At 55.0% G+C, this 16,931-nt stretch carries 13 protein-coding genes and 1 CRISPR repeat array; all 13 genes read left to right on the top strand.

All coding sequences use genetic code 11. From position 1 onward, the window contains the following. Nucleotides 1-150: 150 nt before the first annotated feature. The 13 genes from cas3 (at nt 151) to NQF86_RS08435 (ending at nt 16,925) form a co-directional block, all read left to right on the top strand. Nucleotides 151-2,754: a CRISPR-associated helicase Cas3' gene (gene cas3 / locus NQF86_RS08495; RefSeq protein ID WP_266117207.1), complete on the top strand. Its 2,604-nt coding sequence runs from the start codon at nt 151-153 to the stop codon at nt 2,752-2,754. Between the two features lie 14 nt (nt 2,755-2,768). Next, nucleotides 2,769-4,253, top strand: a complete 1,485-nt coding sequence (gene casA / locus NQF86_RS08490) for a type I-E CRISPR-associated protein Cse1/CasA (RefSeq protein ID WP_266117206.1) — start codon at nt 2,769-2,771, stop codon at nt 4,251-4,253. After that, complete coding sequence (gene casB, locus NQF86_RS08485) at nt 4,250-4,807, top strand: type I-E CRISPR-associated protein Cse2/CasB (protein WP_266117205.1); 558 nt, start codon at nt 4,250-4,252, stop codon at nt 4,805-4,807. Before casA ends, casB begins: the two co-directional genes overlap by 4 nt. Before the next feature lie 46 nt (nt 4,808-4,853). Further along, nucleotides 4,854-5,921, top strand: coding sequence for a type I-E CRISPR-associated protein Cas7/Cse4/CasC (gene cas7e / locus NQF86_RS08480; protein ID WP_266117204.1), 1,068 nt, complete (start codon nt 4,854-4,856; stop codon nt 5,919-5,921). Next, complete coding sequence (cas5e, locus tag NQF86_RS08475; protein ID WP_266117203.1) at nt 5,921-6,676, top strand: type I-E CRISPR-associated protein Cas5/CasD; 756 nt, start codon at nt 5,921-5,923, stop codon at nt 6,674-6,676. Before cas7e ends, cas5e begins: the two co-directional genes overlap by 1 nt. Beyond that, nucleotides 6,673-7,356: a type I-E CRISPR-associated protein Cas6/Cse3/CasE gene (cas6e, locus tag NQF86_RS08470; protein WP_266117202.1), complete on the top strand. Its 684-nt coding sequence runs from the start codon at nt 6,673-6,675 to the stop codon at nt 7,354-7,356. Before cas5e ends, cas6e begins: the two co-directional genes overlap by 4 nt. Continuing rightward, complete coding sequence (cas1e, locus tag NQF86_RS08465; protein ID WP_266117201.1) at nt 7,353-8,303, top strand: type I-E CRISPR-associated endonuclease Cas1e; 951 nt, start codon at nt 7,353-7,355, stop codon at nt 8,301-8,303. Before cas6e ends, cas1e begins: the two co-directional genes overlap by 4 nt. After that, nucleotides 8,303-8,605, top strand: a complete 303-nt coding sequence (gene cas2e, locus NQF86_RS08460; protein WP_266117200.1) for a type I-E CRISPR-associated endoribonuclease Cas2e — start codon at nt 8,303-8,305, stop codon at nt 8,603-8,605. The genes cas1e and cas2e overlap by 1 nt, the downstream gene beginning before the upstream one ends. A gap of 69 nt (nt 8,606-8,674) precedes the next feature. Continuing rightward, nucleotides 8,675-11,448: direct repeats of the CRISPR family, unit length 29 nt; unit sequence CTGTTCCCCGCCCATGCGGGGATGAACCG. A 52-nt stretch (nt 11,449-11,500) separates the two neighbouring features. Continuing rightward, nucleotides 11,501-12,901 (top strand): RtcB family protein, encoded by a 1,401-nt coding sequence (locus NQF86_RS08455; RefSeq protein ID WP_266117199.1) that lies wholly within the window; start codon nt 11,501-11,503, stop codon nt 12,899-12,901. A gap of 167 nt (nt 12,902-13,068) precedes the next feature. Continuing rightward, nucleotides 13,069-14,514: a siroheme synthase CysG gene (gene cysG / locus NQF86_RS08450; protein WP_266117198.1), complete on the top strand. Its 1,446-nt coding sequence runs from the start codon at nt 13,069-13,071 to the stop codon at nt 14,512-14,514. Continuing rightward, on the top strand, nt 14,514-14,855 hold the full coding sequence (locus tag NQF86_RS08445; RefSeq protein ID WP_266117197.1) for a DUF2849 domain-containing protein: 342 nt from the start codon (nt 14,514-14,516) through the stop codon (nt 14,853-14,855). Before cysG ends, NQF86_RS08445 begins: the two co-directional genes overlap by 1 nt. Further along, nucleotides 14,852-16,534 (top strand): nitrite/sulfite reductase, encoded by a 1,683-nt coding sequence (locus NQF86_RS08440; protein ID WP_266117196.1) that lies wholly within the window; start codon nt 14,852-14,854, stop codon nt 16,532-16,534. Before NQF86_RS08445 ends, NQF86_RS08440 begins: the two co-directional genes overlap by 4 nt. Next, the gene (locus NQF86_RS08435; protein WP_266117195.1) at nt 16,521-16,925 is read left to right on the top strand and encodes a DUF934 domain-containing protein; all 405 of its coding nucleotides are present in this window, start codon (nt 16,521-16,523) and stop codon (nt 16,923-16,925) included. The genes NQF86_RS08440 and NQF86_RS08435 overlap by 14 nt, the downstream gene beginning before the upstream one ends. Nucleotides 16,926-16,931 lie beyond the last annotated feature (6 nt).

Here is a 16,931-nt window from a genome sequence, read left to right as displayed (position 1 = left end):
CTCCCCACATAAAAATCTAAATACTCCCAATAGTCCAGACACCTGAAGTGCCCCACGTACGCACTCCCTGTCCCAAAAATGGGGAGGCATGCCTAAAAAATTGGGCGATAGACATAATAATACTACAAAAACACTCCTAATTACGATAAAGTGAAACGACAATCCTCGGAAATATATTTTGAAAAGATTAAGTCGACAGCTAGACTGACACCTGTTGAAGTTTCTGTTATTGGGAGACAGGATGTCATGAAAGAATGGTTAGATTGGCCGGCTAAAAGTGCTCATCCTCCCGAGACGATTGAGCATCCTGCAATTTATCATATGCTTGATGTTGCTGCAGTAGCAGAAGAATTGATTACTTATTTTCCGTGGAAGTCTGATTTAAAACAGGCTTTTATTGCTTTGGTGGGTCTTCATGATTTAGGAAAGTTCAGTGAAAGCTTTCGCAGGATGTTGCGAGAGGGAATTGCTCAAGATTATCCGCATTGGAAATTAACAGAAATCCTTTTGCTTGAAGCAGATGAGATGTTGGCAGCTTGGTTCGGTGGAACGGCCGAGGTGCGTCGGATTCTTTATGCTGCAACAGCAGGGCACCATGGACGTCCTCCAGATACGCCGTTGCAACGACGTGGTCGTTACAAGTGTCTTCAGGCAATCGGGGAAGGGCAGGAAGCAGCTAGACGTTTTTTAAGTATTTTAAAGGAATTCTGGCCAGAGGCTTCTTTAGCCTCTTTAGATGAGGAAACTGCTCGGAAGTTTTCATGGTGGCTTCCGGGATTTTGTACAGCAGCAGATTGGGTAGGCTCTAATACAAAATGGTTTAAACCTAGGAAGTTGGACTGTAATCCAGCTGAATATCTGGAAAAAACACGTCTCATTGCTCGGCAAGCAGTTTGTGAAGCAGGGTTGAGTGGTGCAGGGGCCTGTAGCCGTAGGCTGTTTGATTTTGCATTAAGGCCATTACAGACCGCATGTGAGGCTATATCATTGCCAGAGGGCCCAACCCTCGTTGTGCTGGAGGCAGAAACTGGTGCAGGCAAGACGGAGGCGGCGTTACTTCTGGCGCAACGCATGGCTTTGGCAGGTAAGGGACGAGGTATGTTTTTTGCTTTGCCGACAATGGCTACAGCCGATGCCATGTTTAACCGTGCCTCGCAGGCTGTGGGTAAAATGTTTGAAAAACCTTCAGTTACTCTTGCTCATGGGCGCGCAGGATTATCTGTTCCGTTTAGAGATATGGTTACGGCAGGCAGCAATACGGGCAAAAGTGGTGATGCTGATGATGTGACGAGTTCGGAGTGGCTTGCAACAGATAATCGGCGGGCACTGCTAGCAGATGTTGGGGTGGGAACAATCGATCAGGCCTTGCTTTCTGTCTTGCCCGTACGGTTTCAGACATTGCGGCATTATGGCCTTTCCTCAAAAATATTGGTGGTGGATGAGGTTCACGAAATGGGTGAGCCTTACATTGCAGAAGAACTGATTAATCTGCTGAAAATGCATCGGGCTATGGGAGGCTCGGCCATTCTATTGACGGCGACCCTCCCTCTGGCATGGCGATCCAGATTACTGGCTACATATGGTGGAGTCTCCGAATCATCTGCTTATCCTGCCATAACAGTGGCAGGTGGAGACGCCATTACGGAGTTTGCTGTTGATGATCGCCCTGTAAAGGGTAGCGTAAAGGTAGAGCGAATGATCTCCACGGAGGAGGCTGTTCAGTATTTGGTGCAAGGAGCTCGGGCAGGCGCAGCCTGTGTGTGGGTTCGCAATGCTGTGGACGATGCTATTGCCGCTGTAGAAGCCCTCAGGGCGGAAGGTGTGGAAACTCACCTTCTACATGCCCGTTTCGCTCTTTGTGACCGAAAGAAGCTTGAAAATGAGGTGCTGGAGCGTGTGGGAAGGAAGGGAAAGAACCGTGCAGGCTTCGTTCTTGTCTCAACCCAGATTGTTGAAGCATCGTTGGACCTGGATTTTGATGTTATGGTCTCCGACCTTGCGCCAATTGGTTCTCTGATTCAGCGTGTGGGACGTCTCTGGCGGCATATGGATTTACGTCCTGCTACGGAGCGTCCTGTTCCTGCCCCCATTTTGAAAGTGCTGTCGCCTGATCCCACTGATGTGCAGGATGATCACTGGTTGCGGAATGTATTGCATAAAGGGGCAGGTGTTTACGCATTGCCTGATACATGGCGTACCGCTTCTGTCTTGTTCAAAAGGGGGCAGATTAATGCGCCAGAGGGCCTGCGAGACCTCATTGAAGCAGTACATGGCGAAGGTGCCGAATCTTTGCCGTCAGTATTGGATGAAGCAGAGGCGACAGGTCAGGGAAAGAACATGGCAGCGAGGGCGCTAGCTGGCCAGAATATTGTGGATATTGAAGCGAGTTATCGAGATGCAGGGAATGGTGCAGATGATGTGATCTATCCCACGAGGCTGGGCGATGTCACCACGATTTTGGCACTGGCCCGCCGGACAGAGAACGGATTGATTCCGTGGGCATCTTCCGAGGATCACGGTCAGGATATGCCATCATTATGGGCACTCTCAGAAGTTTCAGTACGTCATTCAAAATTGGCAAAGCTAGATCTACCCGATCAGGACAGTCCAGAAATAAGGGATGTAAAAAAAGAGTGGCCAAAATGGAAACAACGTGATGTGATACTTTGTCCCGTTGAAGACCCGGGAGGAGAAATCTGTGAGGGTCTATGTTATAAGAAGGACAGAGGCCTGTTTTTCTGTTCTTCGCTTTAATGCGGAGGTAGTCCGTGTCTTTGAATTTGATTACAGACCCATGGATTCCTGTACGCTGTGTTGATGGCAGTAGGCGGGTTATTGCACCGTGGCAAATAGCAGAGGCTGGAGTGCTTCGTCCGGACTGGCCACGGCCAGATCTTAACATTGCTTGCCTGGAACTGCTGGTTGGTCTTGTCTATATGGCAGACCCACCTTCTGGTAAATCTGATTGGTACAGGCGTGAGCGTCCTGATCCAGAACGCCTGAAAGCAAGATTGGAGCCATTTGCGCCAGCTTTCTTCCTGATGGGTGATGGTCCCCGGTTTCTTCAGGATCAGGAAAAACTGGATGCTTCGCCTAACTCAGTGGACATGCTGTTCATCGATAGCGCTGGCGGACAGACGATGCGCAATAATATCGATGTCATGGTGCATCGGAAACGGTACGACAGGCTGACTTTTCCAGAAGCTGCCATGGCCCTGTATACATTGCAGGATTTTGCGCCTTCTGGTGGTGCTGGAAACCGGACCTCTATGCGTGGTGGAGGGCCGCTCGTAACGATCCTCGATCCCGGTAAGGAATTGTGGGACCTTGTTTGGCTTAATGTTCCATTTGGCCAACCGTCCGAGATGAAGGCTTTGCCATGGATGAAGCCCACTCGAACGTCTGAAAAGGGCCAGACAGTTCATCCTTCTGATGAGACGAAAGGTTTTGATGTAGAGGCTTTTTTCGGTATGCCCCGCCGCCTGCGTCTTGTCGGTGATGATGAAGGGATAACAGGCGTTATACAGAAGCCTTACGGTACAAACTATGCTCTATGGCAGCATCCTTTAAGTCCTTACTATCGGCTGAAAGAGGGCACGGACCTGTTGCCTAGGCATCCAAGGGCTGGTCGGTTTGGATATCGCAACTGGTTGGGAATTATTGCTCAAGAAGGTGATAAAAGTCAGCGTGCGAAAGGGCTGGCTCAGCTTGCCTTGGTGGTGCGGGAATGGCAGGCAGAACATAGAGGTACGGAGGCTTCAGTGATCGTGGCCGGTTGGGCCATGAACAATATGAGCCCAAGGGATTTTATTCATTCCCTGCAGCCTATGCAGCATCTATCGGATACTGCCCTGTATCGCCTGAGTGATTTTATTGAAGCGGCACAGATGGTGACGGACATGCTGAACCGTGCCCTCATTCCTGTACTTGCGGCAGGGGAGGAGCGTGAAGCTCAGCGTGAGGAGTTCTATCTGAAAACGGAACCGGCTTTTCATCATTGTTTTTATCAGATTGCAGAGGGTGAAGACCCTGCTGATTTCTGGTTGAGCACCATGCGCAGGCAGGCACTGTCCCAGTTTGATGGACTGGCGCTGCCGGGGCTGGCTGAGCGGACAATGCAGGAGATGGCAAAGATTGCTGAAGCCCGTAAGTTTCTGGGGATGGAGCTGTATGGTTATGGCAAAAAAGCCGGTCCCGCTCTGTTTTCAAAACTGAAACTCCCTGTTCCAGAGAAGAAAAGGAAGGCTGCATGAGCGAGCCACAAGATAAAGGGGCCAAGGTGCTTGCGTGGTGGCGGACGAATCTCGCTGCCCGGACACAGATTCAACCGGATAAAGAGACGGAAGAAGGTCGTAGGGAGGCACAGGTTGCCCAGAAGCAGGCTCAGACAGCCGCCCGGGCGCTGAGCGCAAAACTGCGCCGCGGCACATATCCGGCCATTCTGTTTGAGCCGCAGGTGCAGAATTTGCTGCATCAGATTCAGCCGAAGGGTGACGCTCTGAAGCGTTTTTGCCAGTTGCTGAATGTTCTTGGTGAGGTGCGTGAATATGATCATGCTTCTCTGGCAAAACGGCTTAAGGGTGGAGACAAAGAGCCGCTTCTGTCCCATCTGCGTTTCAAACAGTTGATGACGGCTGAGGATGACGAGCTGGCCACTCTGCTGCGTCGTGCCGTGGCGGTGGCAGGCAATCGTTGCAATGTGGCGATGCTTGCACGTGACATGCTTGCTTGGAATGATCAGACACGGGCGCACTGGTGTCTTGAATATTTTGGTGTTGGTGAACGTAGGATCAAAGCAGAATCATAGTCTTCTGCAATCAGACCTTGTATCCAGAGTTTAGAGAGTTCTTATCATGACGAATTTTGTTCAGTTCCATGTCCTGACTATTTATGGCCCTTCCAACCCTAACCGTGATGATATGGGGCGCCCTAAGCAGGCCGTCATTGGTGGTGAGGTGCGTCTGCGTCATTCATCACAGTCTGTGAAGCGGGCCTTGCGGGAAAGCACCTATTTTGCTCAGGATCTGAAAGATCATATGGGTGTTCGGACCAAACGCCTGCACGGTGGATTGGTGAAGCATCTGCTCGGCAAAGGTGTTGAGGAGAAGAAAGCCCTGAAGGCTGCTGAGACCGTTGCTGCCGTTTTTGGTAAATTAGAGGCCGCAGATAAGGGCTCTAAAGAGCAGATCGCAACGACCCTTGCCTTTATTTCACCCGAGGAGTGGGCTCTGGCCGAGGAATTGGCTGAAAAGGCTGCTGCCGGTGAGGCTCTGCCCAAAGATAAGGAGCTGAAGAAACTCGTCCTCCGTCGTGCCGATGGTGCGGTGGATGTGGCCATGTTCGGGCGTATGTTGGCTTCCGATGCTGATTTCAACCGGGATGCCGCCGTGCAGGTGGCACATGCCTTCACGACCCATCGTTCTGTGGCGCAGGAAGACTGGTTCTCTGCCGTGGATGACCTGAACAAGGATGATGAACGGGGCGCCGGTCATATTGGTGAAAGTGCCTTTGGGGCAGGTGTGTTCTATCAGTATGTTTGTGTGAATGTGGATCTGCTGATTGAAAATCTGGCAGGGGATAAGGAGCTTGCAGCTAAAGCTATGGAGGCACTGGCAAAGGGGCTGTCCGAGGCAACGCCGCGTGGCAAACAGAACAGCTATGCACATCATCCACGGGCAAATTACATGCTTGCGGAACAGGGTGAGCAGGCCCCTCGTGATTTGTCAGGTGCGTTCTTTGAGGCCGTGAAGGGAGAGCATCTTCTGGAAAGTTCCATCAGAAAGCTGGAAGAAACCCGTAAAGCTATTGATGGGGCCTATGGTCAGTGCTGGAATACTGATGTCAAACTTCATGTTGGCAAGGCTGGCACACTGGAAGACGTTGTCGCATTTGCGGGTAAAGCTGCGCTGCGGGGTGAGTGATGTCATCCCCTTATCTGGTGTTCTCACTTGCTGCGTCTTTGGGCGCAATGGGTGAGCTGGCTGGGCACGAGCGGCGAGGTTCGCTGCTCTGGCCCGGTCGTTCCGCCCTGATCGGGTTGATAGGTGCGGCTTTGGGCATCCGGCGGGATGGTGATTTCTCCCGGCTGGATCGTCTGAAGATCGATGTGGCGGTGTTTGACAGTGGCACCTCTCTGCGTGACTTCCATACCATCCAGTCCGTTCCTGCTGCTGCGGTGAAGAAGCCGAATTCCCGCCCGGAGGCTATCCGGGCTGCGGGAGGGCGGCTGACAACGAGCATCACGCTGCGTGATTACCGTGCTGGCGTGTTTTATGGTGTGGCTGTACAGGGGGAAGGGCTGGAGGAGATAGCGGCAGCGTTACGCAAGCCGTATTTCACGCTCTATCTTGGCCGTAAGTCCTGTCCGCTCTCTGCTCCACCTCATCCTCAGATTGTACAGGCGGATACGGTTGATGAGGCTCTGGAGCAGTATTTCACGCCTTATTTGGAAGAATATCGCAGGTTATGTTCGGCGGATAAGGCTAATGAGATTCCGAAAAGGCCTGAATGGCTTGCACGACATGTCGGATGTGCTGAAAACGTCATGATTGTTGGGAAGGAGGGCAGTCAGCGTGATCTCGTGCATGATGTGCCGCTGGACCGGCAACGCTGGCATTTTACAGCCCGAGAGGTCGGTATCCGCCATGTTGTCCTTTCAGGGAAGGAGCAGCAATGAACTGGTACCTGAGTAAGATCCGCCTTTCCCGCAGCCCTGCCGTTCGTGTTCTGGAAGAGTCTTTGAGACAGCCTGATGCGGGCAAGCGGCGGTCGGCCCAGCATCATATGCTTTGGTCTGCTTTTGCGACCGATCCCAATCAGAAGCGGGATTTTCTCTGGCGTGCGGAGAGTGATGGGAGTTTTTTGACCCTTTCACCTCGCCCTCCACGTGAGGGTAACGAATTGTTCGCCAAGCCGGACGTGAAACTTTTTGCTCCCAGTCTGGAGGTCGGGGATCTGCTAGACTTTCAGCTTCAGGTCAATGCGACACGGATGAAGCGTGGTATTGGCAAACGTGTAGATGTTGTTCTGGATGTGATTTGCTCTGTTCCGAAGCAAGAGCGGGCAAAGGAACGTATGGCTATTGCACAGAAAGAAGGTTGTGCCTGGCTAAAACGACAGGGTGAGAAAGCGGGTTTCACGCCGCACTATGTGTCTGCCGATGATTATCATACTGAGACGCTTCCACGTTTTGGTAATGAGGCTAAGAGGAGAAATCGGCCTGATTTTGGTATTTTGGATCTTTCAGGCCAGCTGGAAGTGACAGACCCGGGGGCATTTCTGGCCCAGTTAGTTAAAGGTTTTGGCCGTGCCAAGGCCTTCGGTTGTGGCCTTATGCTGATCCGGCGGGCTCTATGAGTGGGGCGGGGAAAGGCGGGTTACCCGGTCTGGCCCCGCCAAAACCGATTCCTCTGAAAGACCGAGCCTCCCTGATCTTTGTCGAGCGGGCACAGTTGGATGTGCTGGATGGTGCCTTTGTTGCTGTAAATGCAGATGGGACCAGAACGCAGATTCCTGTCGGTGGTTTGGCCGGTATCATGCTGGAGCCAGGTGCCCGTATTTCTCATGCAGCAGTGTCTTTGGCTGCCCGTGTGGGAACGTTGATTACATGGGTCGGGGAAGCTGGCGTTCGTCTCTATTCTTCGGGTCAGCCTGGCGGGGCACGGGCTGACCGCCTGTTATGGCAGGCCAGTCTGGCTCTGAATGATGATGCCCGGCTGCGTGTCGTGCGGGAAATGTATAAGTTGCGTTTTAAAGAGGAACCACCGGCTCGCCGGTCGGTGGATCAGCTGCGTGGCATCGAAGGTGCCCGTGTCAGGGAAGGCTATGCCCTGCTGGCGGCGCAATATGGTGTCAGCTGGAAACGCCGGGCTTATGACAGGAAGGATTGGGATGGGTCTGACATCCCTAACCGTTGTTTATCGGCGGCAACGGCCTGCCTGCATGGGCTGTCGGAAGCAGCAGTTCTGGCAGCAGGATATGCGCCAGCGGTAGGATTTCTGCATAGTGGGAAGCCGCTTTCCTTCGTGTATGACGTAGCAGATATCTTCAAGATGGAAACCGTTGTGCCAGAGGCCTTCCGTATTGCGGCCAAGGCGGAGAAAGGGCGTCTCGACATGACGCCAGATCGGGCGGTGCGTCTGGCCTGTCGAGATCGGTTTCGTAAGGAAAGACTTCTGGAGAGGATCATTCCGACTATTGAGCAGGTTTTGTCGGCTGGTAATCTGCCACGTCCGGAACCTCCACCAGAAGCTGTACCTGTTGCCTTTGAGGATGAAACATTCGGCGATCCGGGGCATCGCTGATGCTGGTGGTGGTTGTTACAAATGCGCCGCCTCGTCTTCGTGGTCGTTTGGCGGCGTGGTTGGTGGAAATACGGGCTGGTGTTTATGTGGGCAATTACTCCAGACGGACACGGGAGATGATTTGGGAGCAGGTTCTACTCGGATTAGGGCCGCTGGGGGATGCTGTTATGGTCTGGCGTGTGCCTAACGATCAGGGGTATGAATTTCGCACGGCTGGCCAGAACCGCCGTATGCCGGTTGATTTCGATGGGCTGAAACTGGTTTCTTTTCGCCCAGAAGAAGGGAAGGGGGGAATATATTAAATTTTATTTTAAGTTGGTACGATCTTTGACAATAAAAAAAGATATATCTTACAATGCGTTGTAAGAAGTCTGTTCCCCGCCCATGCGGGGATGAACCGTAATAGATGGCGTGTTTCATAGCACTGTTGCGCTGTTCCCCGCCCATGCGGGGATGAACCGCCTTGCAGAGTTTGCAGAATTACACAACGCAACTGTTCCCCGCCCATGCGGGGATGAACCGGGCAGATTTGAAACCAAACGCCCCCGCCTTTACTGTTCCCCGCCCATGCGGGGATGAACCGCTGTCTTTACTGATTTTATTGGGAGAGTTGACCTGTTCCCCGCCCATGCGGGGATGAACCGTAATAGACGGAGTTTTCCATAGTACTGTAGCTCTGTTCCCCGCCCATGCGGGGATGAACCGCAAAACGTCTTTTCACGAACTATTTCTATACCCTGTTCCCCGCCCATGCGGGGATGAACCGACCTCGTTTGCCTGATGGACCTTGAGGCTTTCCTGTTCCCCGCCCATGCGGGGATGAACCGCATTACAATTACTAGTAACCGTCTGGTCGGCTCTGTTCCCCGCCCATGCGGGGATGAACCGCCGTTTTTCAGGATTTTATCGGGAAGGTGGACCTGTTCCCCGCCCATGCGGGGATGAACCGCAGAAAGTAAATCTGCTTAATAATGCCGTGTCCTGTTCCCCGCCCATGCGGGGATGAACCGCCTTACATAATCAGGGAACATCAGGCGGCGTTCTGTTCCCCGCCCATGCGGGGATGAACCGCTCTCTGGAGGAGTTTAAAAGATGGGCTGCCCCTGTTCCCCGCCCATGCGGGGATGAACCGGGCGCATATTCGTTATATAGAAAAGCTGAAAACTGTTCCCCGCCCATGCGGGGATGAACCGTCATTACTGTTCTGCTGGTTAGCGTTACTTAGCTGTTCCCCGCCCATGCGGGGATGAACCGTTTCTCTCTATATTTGAAACAGTGGCAAGGCACTGTTCCCCGCCCATGCGGGGATGAACCGGACATTTCCGCAAATGTCAGTGCCAACGCAACCTGTTCCCCGCCCATGCGGGGATGAACCGTTAACCAGAAACAGAACGCAATCGAAACAATTCTGTTCCCCGCCCATGCGGGGATGAACCGGTCACACTTCATACGGGCGGCGATTACTTCGCCTGTTCCCCGCCCATGCGGGGATGAACCGACAGGCAATTTATTTATTTGAGACGAACTGACCTGTTCCCCGCCCATGCGGGGATGAACCGGAACGGCGCACGGCGACGTTGGAAAACTCGGGCTGTTCCCCGCCCATGCGGGGATGAACCGTAATAGACGGAGTTTTTCATAGCACTGTAGCACTGTTCCCCGCCCATGCGGGGATGAACCGGTTAGAGATTTTGCCTTGTGCGTCCAGAGCCTCTGTTCCCCGCCCATGCGGGGATGAACCCGCCCTCAATTTAGGATGAACACCGCCACACCCCTGTTCCCCGCCCATGCGGGGATGAACCGAAACAGAGGATAATTCAAGAAATGAAGCGAAACTGTTCCCCGCCCATGCGGGGATGAACCGAATCAGATCAGCTCAATTCTGATGAGGAGCTGCTGTTCCCCGCCCATGCGGGGATGAACCGGTGGACACGATGCAGTTGGCTGCCCGTGTGGCCTGTTCCCCGCCCATGCGGGGATGAACCGTACCACGGCCCTGAAAGGTCAGTCAGAAGCGTCTGTTCCCCGCCCATGCGGGGATGAACCGGACCAGAGTACGGGTCGGGTCCAGCGGCTGCGCTGTTCCCCGCCCATGCGGGGATGAACCGCAGGCCCAGCGTTCAGCGGACATAGCGGGTCTCTGTTCCCCGCCCATGCGGGGATGAACCGTTCCTGAGCGGCCTGCTGGTCGGCAAATCCAACTGTTCCCCGCCCATGCGGGGATGAACCGCAACTTTTTCGAGCTCACTGATACGATCTGGACTGTTCCCCGCCCATGCGGGGATGAACCGTCGTCATAGACATCGCTCAGCAGGCGGCTCAGCTGTTCCCCGCCCATGCGGGGATGAACCGCACGTCCTCCTCGTTCTGGCTACACACGCCAACTGTTCCCCGCCCATGCGGGGATGAACCGTGCCTGAACAGGCTGCCCGGACGATCCCGGTGCTGTTCCCCGCCCATGCGGGGATGAACCGCTGTGGGATTGCGAAATTTCACCTTCATCTCACTGTTCCCCGCCCATGCGGGGATGAACCGATGCCGTCAGTCCAGTATTTCGGACTGCCGCCCTGTTCCCCGCCCATGCGGGGATGAACCGATACAAGACAAGCCTCCGGCAACTCCATGACCCTGTTCCCCGCCCATGCGGGGATGAACCGCCTAACAATCGCTGAAAAGCTAACATTTGCGTCTGTTCCCCGCCCATGCGGGGATGAACCGTGACGGCAAGCGCCGCCACCCCGGCCAGAACACTGTTCCCCGCCCACGCGGGGATGAACCGTTTGGCGACCCTCCCCGTGCGCTCCACAGAGACTGTTCCCCGCCCATGCGGGGATGAACCGTAGCGACCGACTTCACGGCATCCTCTATCGAGCTGTTCCCCGCCCATGCGGGGATGAACCGGGGTAGGTCGCCACGTCATTATCCACCAGAGTCTGTTCCCCGCCCATGCGGGGATGAACCGGACGGTAAAATCGCCGTTATTGACACGGAGGCCTGTTTCCCGCCCATGCGGGGATGAACCGCAGCTCCGGCGTGATCTGGCAGAGCTGAAAGGCTGTTCCCCGCCCATGCGGGGATGAACCGTCAGATAGCGTCTGTTCGACCCTATCAATTTTCTGTTCCCCGCCCATGCGGGGATAACCTATGTCATTTGCATATTTCTTATGAGTAAGGTTAAATCAAACAGGAGATTTATCATGATAAAAGCCATTACAAATAGAGACCTCGTTGATGCAGGTATTCCCGGGGGGAGTTATCTGCCGTCTCTTACCGCTCGTGGAAATAGACTGTTGGAAGATCATTCTCGGGAAGATGTGATCCAGCGTCTCAAGGCCATTTATAAGGCGGAATATACGGTACCAATCGTCCCTTTGTTGGAAGAAGGACCGGAGCTGAAAGTCAATCTCGAAGCCGGGAATGAGGCCGAACAGGCTAATCTTGAGGCCTGCGTGACAACCATGCGGGAGGCAGCCCGTACGCCAACTGTGCGGGCCGCCGCCATATTGCCGGATGCCTGTCCTTCCGGGCCAGCGGGAACCATAACAGTGGGTGGTGTTATCGCTACGGAAAATGCCATTCATCCGGGAATGCATTCCGCTGATATATGCTGTTCCATGATGGCGACCAATCTGGGGCAGGTTGATCCCAGGGCGGCTATGGATGCTGCTTTCCGGCATGTCCGTTTTGGGCCGCTCGCCAGAAATACGCCAGACCGGCTAACTCTTGATCCGCAGCTTCTGAAGGAATTTGAGCAAAATCCCTTCATGAGGGAGCAGAAGATACTGCATAATGCGGAAGTGCAGCTGGGGACTCAGGGCGATGGAAATCATTTCTATTTCATTGGGATATCCGAGCAGACCGGGGATACATATATCGTCAGCCATCACGGTTCCCGAGGTGTAGGGGGGCATCTGTATAAGTTGGGTATGAAGGAGGCTACGAAATATACAGGTAGCTGTTCTCCCGAAACATTGCCCCAGAATGTATGGATTGAAGCAGAGTCCCAAACTGGTCAGGATTACTGGGAAGCTCTGCAACTGGCTCGTGCATGGACAAAATATAATCATTCATCCGTGCATGACCTGATAGCCCGTGACCTTGGTGTAACTGGGCAGGATCGTTTCTGGAATGAACATAACTTTGTGTTCAAGCGAAACGGTCTTTACTATCACGCCAAAGGGGCCACTCCCGCATGGGAAGGGTTCGCTGATGACAATGATTCTGCGGGCCGCACAATCATTCCCCTGAATATGAGTCAGCCCGTGCTGATTGTGAAGGGACGTGATAATCCCGATGCGCTGGGCTTCTCTCCTCATGGGGCGGGACGGAATATGAGCCGTAAGGCACATAAGAGGACTCTTGAAGGCCGGACAATGGATGAAGTCTTTACGGAGGAAACAGCGCATATTGATGCCCGTTTCCAGTCAGGAAAGATCGATACATCCGAACTGCCTTCAGCCTACAAGAATGCTGAATCGGTGATCGATCAGATTGACCGGATGGCTCTGGCAACGGTTGTGGACCGCATCTTGCCTCATGGGTCTATCATGGCCGGAGAGTGTGATGCACCGTGGAAACAGCGGCGAGCTGCCCGGTAGAGAGGGGTTGTTTCACATTACGGTGAGGGGCATGGCTGTTCGGGGCAGGCAAGGCGGGGCTTTTGTCAGGAACGTGGGGACGATAATTTACACAAAAATGTATCGTTATTTATAAAAACAACAAAATAATAAGTTGATTTTTGCCCCAGATTTGACATGCTCCCCGCATGACAACGAAGCCCTTCTCCTATCTGCCTATTGTTCTGCGGACAGACCAGCGTGACGCCCTTCTTGTGGGGGGCGGGCAGGTGGCCGTGCAGAAGATGCGCCTGCTGAAGGGGCGGTGCCGGATGATTCACATCTGGGCAGAAAAATTACACCCAGAGCTGGCAGCTCTGGTGGAGCAGGGGCAGGCCGTGTTTCGGCAGGGCCGGGTAGAGGAGCAGGCATTGCAGGCCATTCTGCCCGATATGGCGTTGGTTTTTGCTGCCACGGATGATGAGGCCATTAATGAGATGGTGGCCCGTCAGGCTCATGCGCTGCGTGTGCCTGTCTGTGTGGTGGATGCACCGGCTCTTTCCAGCTTTATAACGCCGGCTCTGGTGGATCGGTCCCCTGTGCAGGTGGCCATCACCACGGGGGGAGCGTCTCCTGTCTTGGCCCGTCGTGTGCGGCAGATGGTCGAGGCCATGCTCCCTGCCAGAATGGGTGAAGCAGCCCGGTTCATGCAGAAGCAGCGTGGTTGGCTGAAAGACCGCCTGCCGGGGATGAAGCAGCGTCAGCGTGTCTGGGAATCCTTTGTTGATGGTTCAGCCTATGAGGCCGCTCTGGCCGGAGATGAAGATCGGGCACGGTCACAGCTGGAGCAGCTTGTAGAGGCTGCCGAAGGCGAGGCGGATCGTCCGCAGGGTGAAGTCTGGCTCGTGGGGGCCGGACCGGGAAACCCGGACTGGCTGACTCTTGCAGCCCTGCGCCTGATGCAGAATGCAGACAGTGTGCTGTATGATAATCTCGTGGCCCCGGAAGTTCTGGACCGTGTGCGGCGTGATGCCGAGCGTGTCTATGTCGGCAAGAAGCGGAGCCATCATACACTCCCCCAGAGTGATATAGAGGCCGAAATGCTGCGCCGTGCCCGGCGGGGCGAACGGGTCCTGCGGCTGAAGGGCGGTGATCCGTTCGTGTTCGGTCGTGGGGGGGAGGAGATGGAGACCCTGCTGGCGGCTAATGTGCCAGTACGGGTTGTTCCCGGTATCACAGCGGCAAATGGCTGTGCCGCAGCAGCCGGGATTCCTCTGACCCATCGTGACTGTGCCCAGAGCTGTGTGGTCGTGACAGGCCATGCCCGTGCTGATGGCACGCTGAATTTGCACTGGCCCAGTCTGGCCCGGAAAGGGCAGACGGTTGTCATCTATATGGGGTTGAGTTCCATGGCGGAGCTGTGCCAGCAGATGCGGGCACATGGCCTGCCGGAGGACTGGCCCGTGGCGGTTGTTCATAAGGGTTCCTGCACCGACCAGCGTTGCGTGACGGGCACGCTGGGCACGATTGCTGAGGATGTCCGCCGTGAGGGGCTTCAGAGTCCTGTACTGATTATTGTAGGGGAAGTGGTGCATCACCGGGGTGAGGTGGTGCAGGCTGTGCCCGATTGTAGCACACCGAAGGAGAGTGCCTGATGAAACGTCTGTCCCGTCCGGGAGAAGGGGAAATCCTGCTGCTGACAGCAAGCCGCCTGCTGGATGGCCGTATTGTCTGGCTTGGTGAGGGAGAGCACTGGCGTGAATCCATCGCCGAGGCCACCCGTTTCACCTATGAGGACGCTGGTGCTGCTCTGGAGCGTGCTCTGGCCGAGGCCGAGCAGAAAGAGGTTGTGGCTGTTTATGAGGTTGTGGCGAAAGACACCCAGCCGCCTGAACCCGTAACAACACGGGAAGCTATTCGTGCCCACGGGCCGAGTGTTCACCCTGATTTTTCTTACGATCATGCCCCGGTGCGGGAAAAGGAGAGTGCATTATGACACAGCCTGCTTCACGGTCTGTCGGGCATTACCAGTATGAGGAACGGGACAGAGCCTTCCTTCAGGAGCGCATCAACGAGTTTGAAGGGCAGGTCCGCCGCCGCCTTTCCGGTGAGTTGAGCGAGGAGGAGTTCAAGCCTCTGCGGTTGATGAACGGTGTCTATCTCCAGCTTCATGCCTACATGCTGCGGGTGGCCATTCCCTATGGTGTGTTGGATAGCCGCCAGCTGCACAAGCTGGCTGATGTTGCCGCAAAGTACGACCGGAATTACGGCCATTTCACCACCCGGCAGAACATCCAGTTCAACTGGATCGCTCTGAAGGATGTGCCTACCATCCTGCGGGAGCTGGCTGAGGTGGACATGCACGCCATCCAGACCAGCGGTAACTGCATCCGTAACGTCACGTCCGATGAGTTCGCCGGGGCGGCCAAGGATGAGCTGATGGACCCCCGCATCCACGCTGAGATTGTGCGGCAATGGTCCACCCTGCATCCTGAGTTCACCTTCCTGCCCCGCAAGTTCAAGATTGCCATTTCTGGCAGCCCGGAAGACCGTGTGGCGGCCCGCTTCCATGATATCGGCCTGCTGGCCCGCCCCAGTGAGAACGGTCCGTTGTTCCGTCTCTTTGTGGGCGGCGGTTTGGGTCGGACGCCGGTTGTCGGTCAGGAACTGTTTGATTCCGTGAAGGAAGAAGACCTGATCGCTACGCTGGAAGCTGTCCTGCGTGTCTATAATGCCTTCGGGCGGCGGGATAATCTCTATAAAGCCCGTATCAAGATTTTGGTGCAGACTATTGGTCTGGAGGCCTTTCGCAAGGCCGTGGAGGAGGAGCTGGCCCGCATGGACCGTGCTGCCTACCGACTGACACCGGAACATGTGGCGCAGATTCGTGCTCGTTTCGCCCTGCCGGACCTGAAAGCCCCGGCAGATGCCTCCGATGTGCTGGAGCAGCACAAAAAGGCTGATCCTGCTTTTGCCCGCTGGGTAGCGAGTAATACGCACCCCCATCAGGATGAGGGCCATATCTGTGCGGTCATTTCCCTGAAGACACCTGGTGACATTCCCGGTGATGTGACGTCCGAGCAGATGCATGGTCTGGCGGACCTTGCCGAGCGTCATTCATTCGGTGAAGTGCGGGTGACGCATCTTCAGAATCTGGTGTTCGGGCATGTCCGTAAGGACCAGCTCCATGAGCTGTGGCAGGGCCTGAAGGCGCTGGGCCTTGCGGCCCCGAATGTCGGTCTTATTAGCGATATCGTGAGCTGCCCGGGGCTGGATTACTGCAATCTGGCCAATGCCCGCTCCCTTCCACTGGCGCAGAAGCTGGGTGCCCGGTTCGGTGATGCTGCCCTTCAGGCGGAAATCGGTGCGCTGAGCATTCATATGTCAGGCTGCATCAATGCCTGCGGTCATCATCATGTGGGCAATATCGGTCTTCTGGGTGTTGATAAGCGGGGGGCTGAGACCTACCAGATTCTTCTGGGGGGTGATGCTGGAGAGAATGCCGCCATTGGCGGGATTCTGGGGCCGTCTTTCGCAGAGGATGAAGCCGTGGATGCCGTGGCCCGGATTGTGGAGTTCTATCTTGGGCAGCGGCAGAAAGGGGAGACCTTCTCCGCCATGCTCAAGCGGTGCGGCCTGAAGGCCTTCAAGGAGGTGGCATATGAAACTGTTTGATCTCAGCGGGCGTAAAACGCTGGAAGCTGCCTCTCCCGTTCCCTTTGCGGAGTGGAAGGACAGCCAGCAGGGCACGGCTATTTCCCTGCCGCAGGATGTCGAGGTGGAGGAGCTGCGCCCTTACCTCAGCAGCCTGACACTGATCGTGCTGGAATTCCCTGTCTTCCGGGATGGGCGGGCTTTTACGCAGGCCCGGTCCTTGCGGGAATATGAAGGCTACAAGGGCGAAATCCGGGCTTCCGGTCATCTTCTGCCGGATCAGGCCATCCACCTCAGACGCTGCGGGTTCGACAGTGTGGCTCTGTCCGAAGACGCCAATGTGAAGGACTGGGAAGAACAGCTTGGCCGTTACCAGTTCTATTATCAGAATACCGCTGTCAGCCCTGTCTGAAAGGGC

Source organism: Bombella pluederhausensis (genome assembly GCF_026385525.1).
In the GTDB taxonomy this organism is placed as follows: Bacteria; Pseudomonadota; Alphaproteobacteria; order Acetobacterales; family Acetobacteraceae; genus Bombella; species Bombella pluederhausensis.
Note: the sequence above shows the minus strand (reverse complement) of the source record. Positions and strands in the feature narration are given on the sequence as shown.

What these genes read in the sequence shown, in the direction of transcription:
- cas2e (WP_266117200.1), top strand. Translation starts at nt 8,303, where the DNA reads ATGCTGGTGGTGGTTGTTACAAATGCGCCGCCTCGTCTTCGTGGTCGT.
- NQF86_RS08435 (WP_266117195.1), top strand. Translation starts at nt 16,521, where the DNA reads ATGAAACTGTTTGATCTCAGCGGGCGTAAAACGCTGGAAGCTGCCTCT.
- cas6e (WP_266117202.1), top strand. Translation starts at nt 6,673, where the DNA reads ATGAACTGGTACCTGAGTAAGATCCGCCTTTCCCGCAGCCCTGCCGTT.
- NQF86_RS08440 (WP_266117196.1), top strand. Translation starts at nt 14,852, where the DNA reads ATGACACAGCCTGCTTCACGGTCTGTCGGGCATTACCAGTATGAGGAA.
- NQF86_RS08445 (WP_266117197.1), top strand. Translation starts at nt 14,514, where the DNA reads ATGAAACGTCTGTCCCGTCCGGGAGAAGGGGAAATCCTGCTGCTGACA.
- cysG (WP_266117198.1), top strand. Translation starts at nt 13,069, where the DNA reads ATGACAACGAAGCCCTTCTCCTATCTGCCTATTGTTCTGCGGACAGAC.
- NQF86_RS08455 (WP_266117199.1), top strand. Translation starts at nt 11,501, where the DNA reads ATGATAAAAGCCATTACAAATAGAGACCTCGTTGATGCAGGTATTCCC.
- cas5e (WP_266117203.1), top strand. Translation starts at nt 5,921, where the DNA reads ATGTCATCCCCTTATCTGGTGTTCTCACTTGCTGCGTCTTTGGGCGCA.
- cas7e (WP_266117204.1), top strand. Translation starts at nt 4,854, where the DNA reads ATGACGAATTTTGTTCAGTTCCATGTCCTGACTATTTATGGCCCTTCC.
- cas1e (WP_266117201.1), top strand. Translation starts at nt 7,353, where the DNA reads ATGAGTGGGGCGGGGAAAGGCGGGTTACCCGGTCTGGCCCCGCCAAAA.
- casB (WP_266117205.1), top strand. Translation starts at nt 4,250, where the DNA reads ATGAGCGAGCCACAAGATAAAGGGGCCAAGGTGCTTGCGTGGTGGCGG.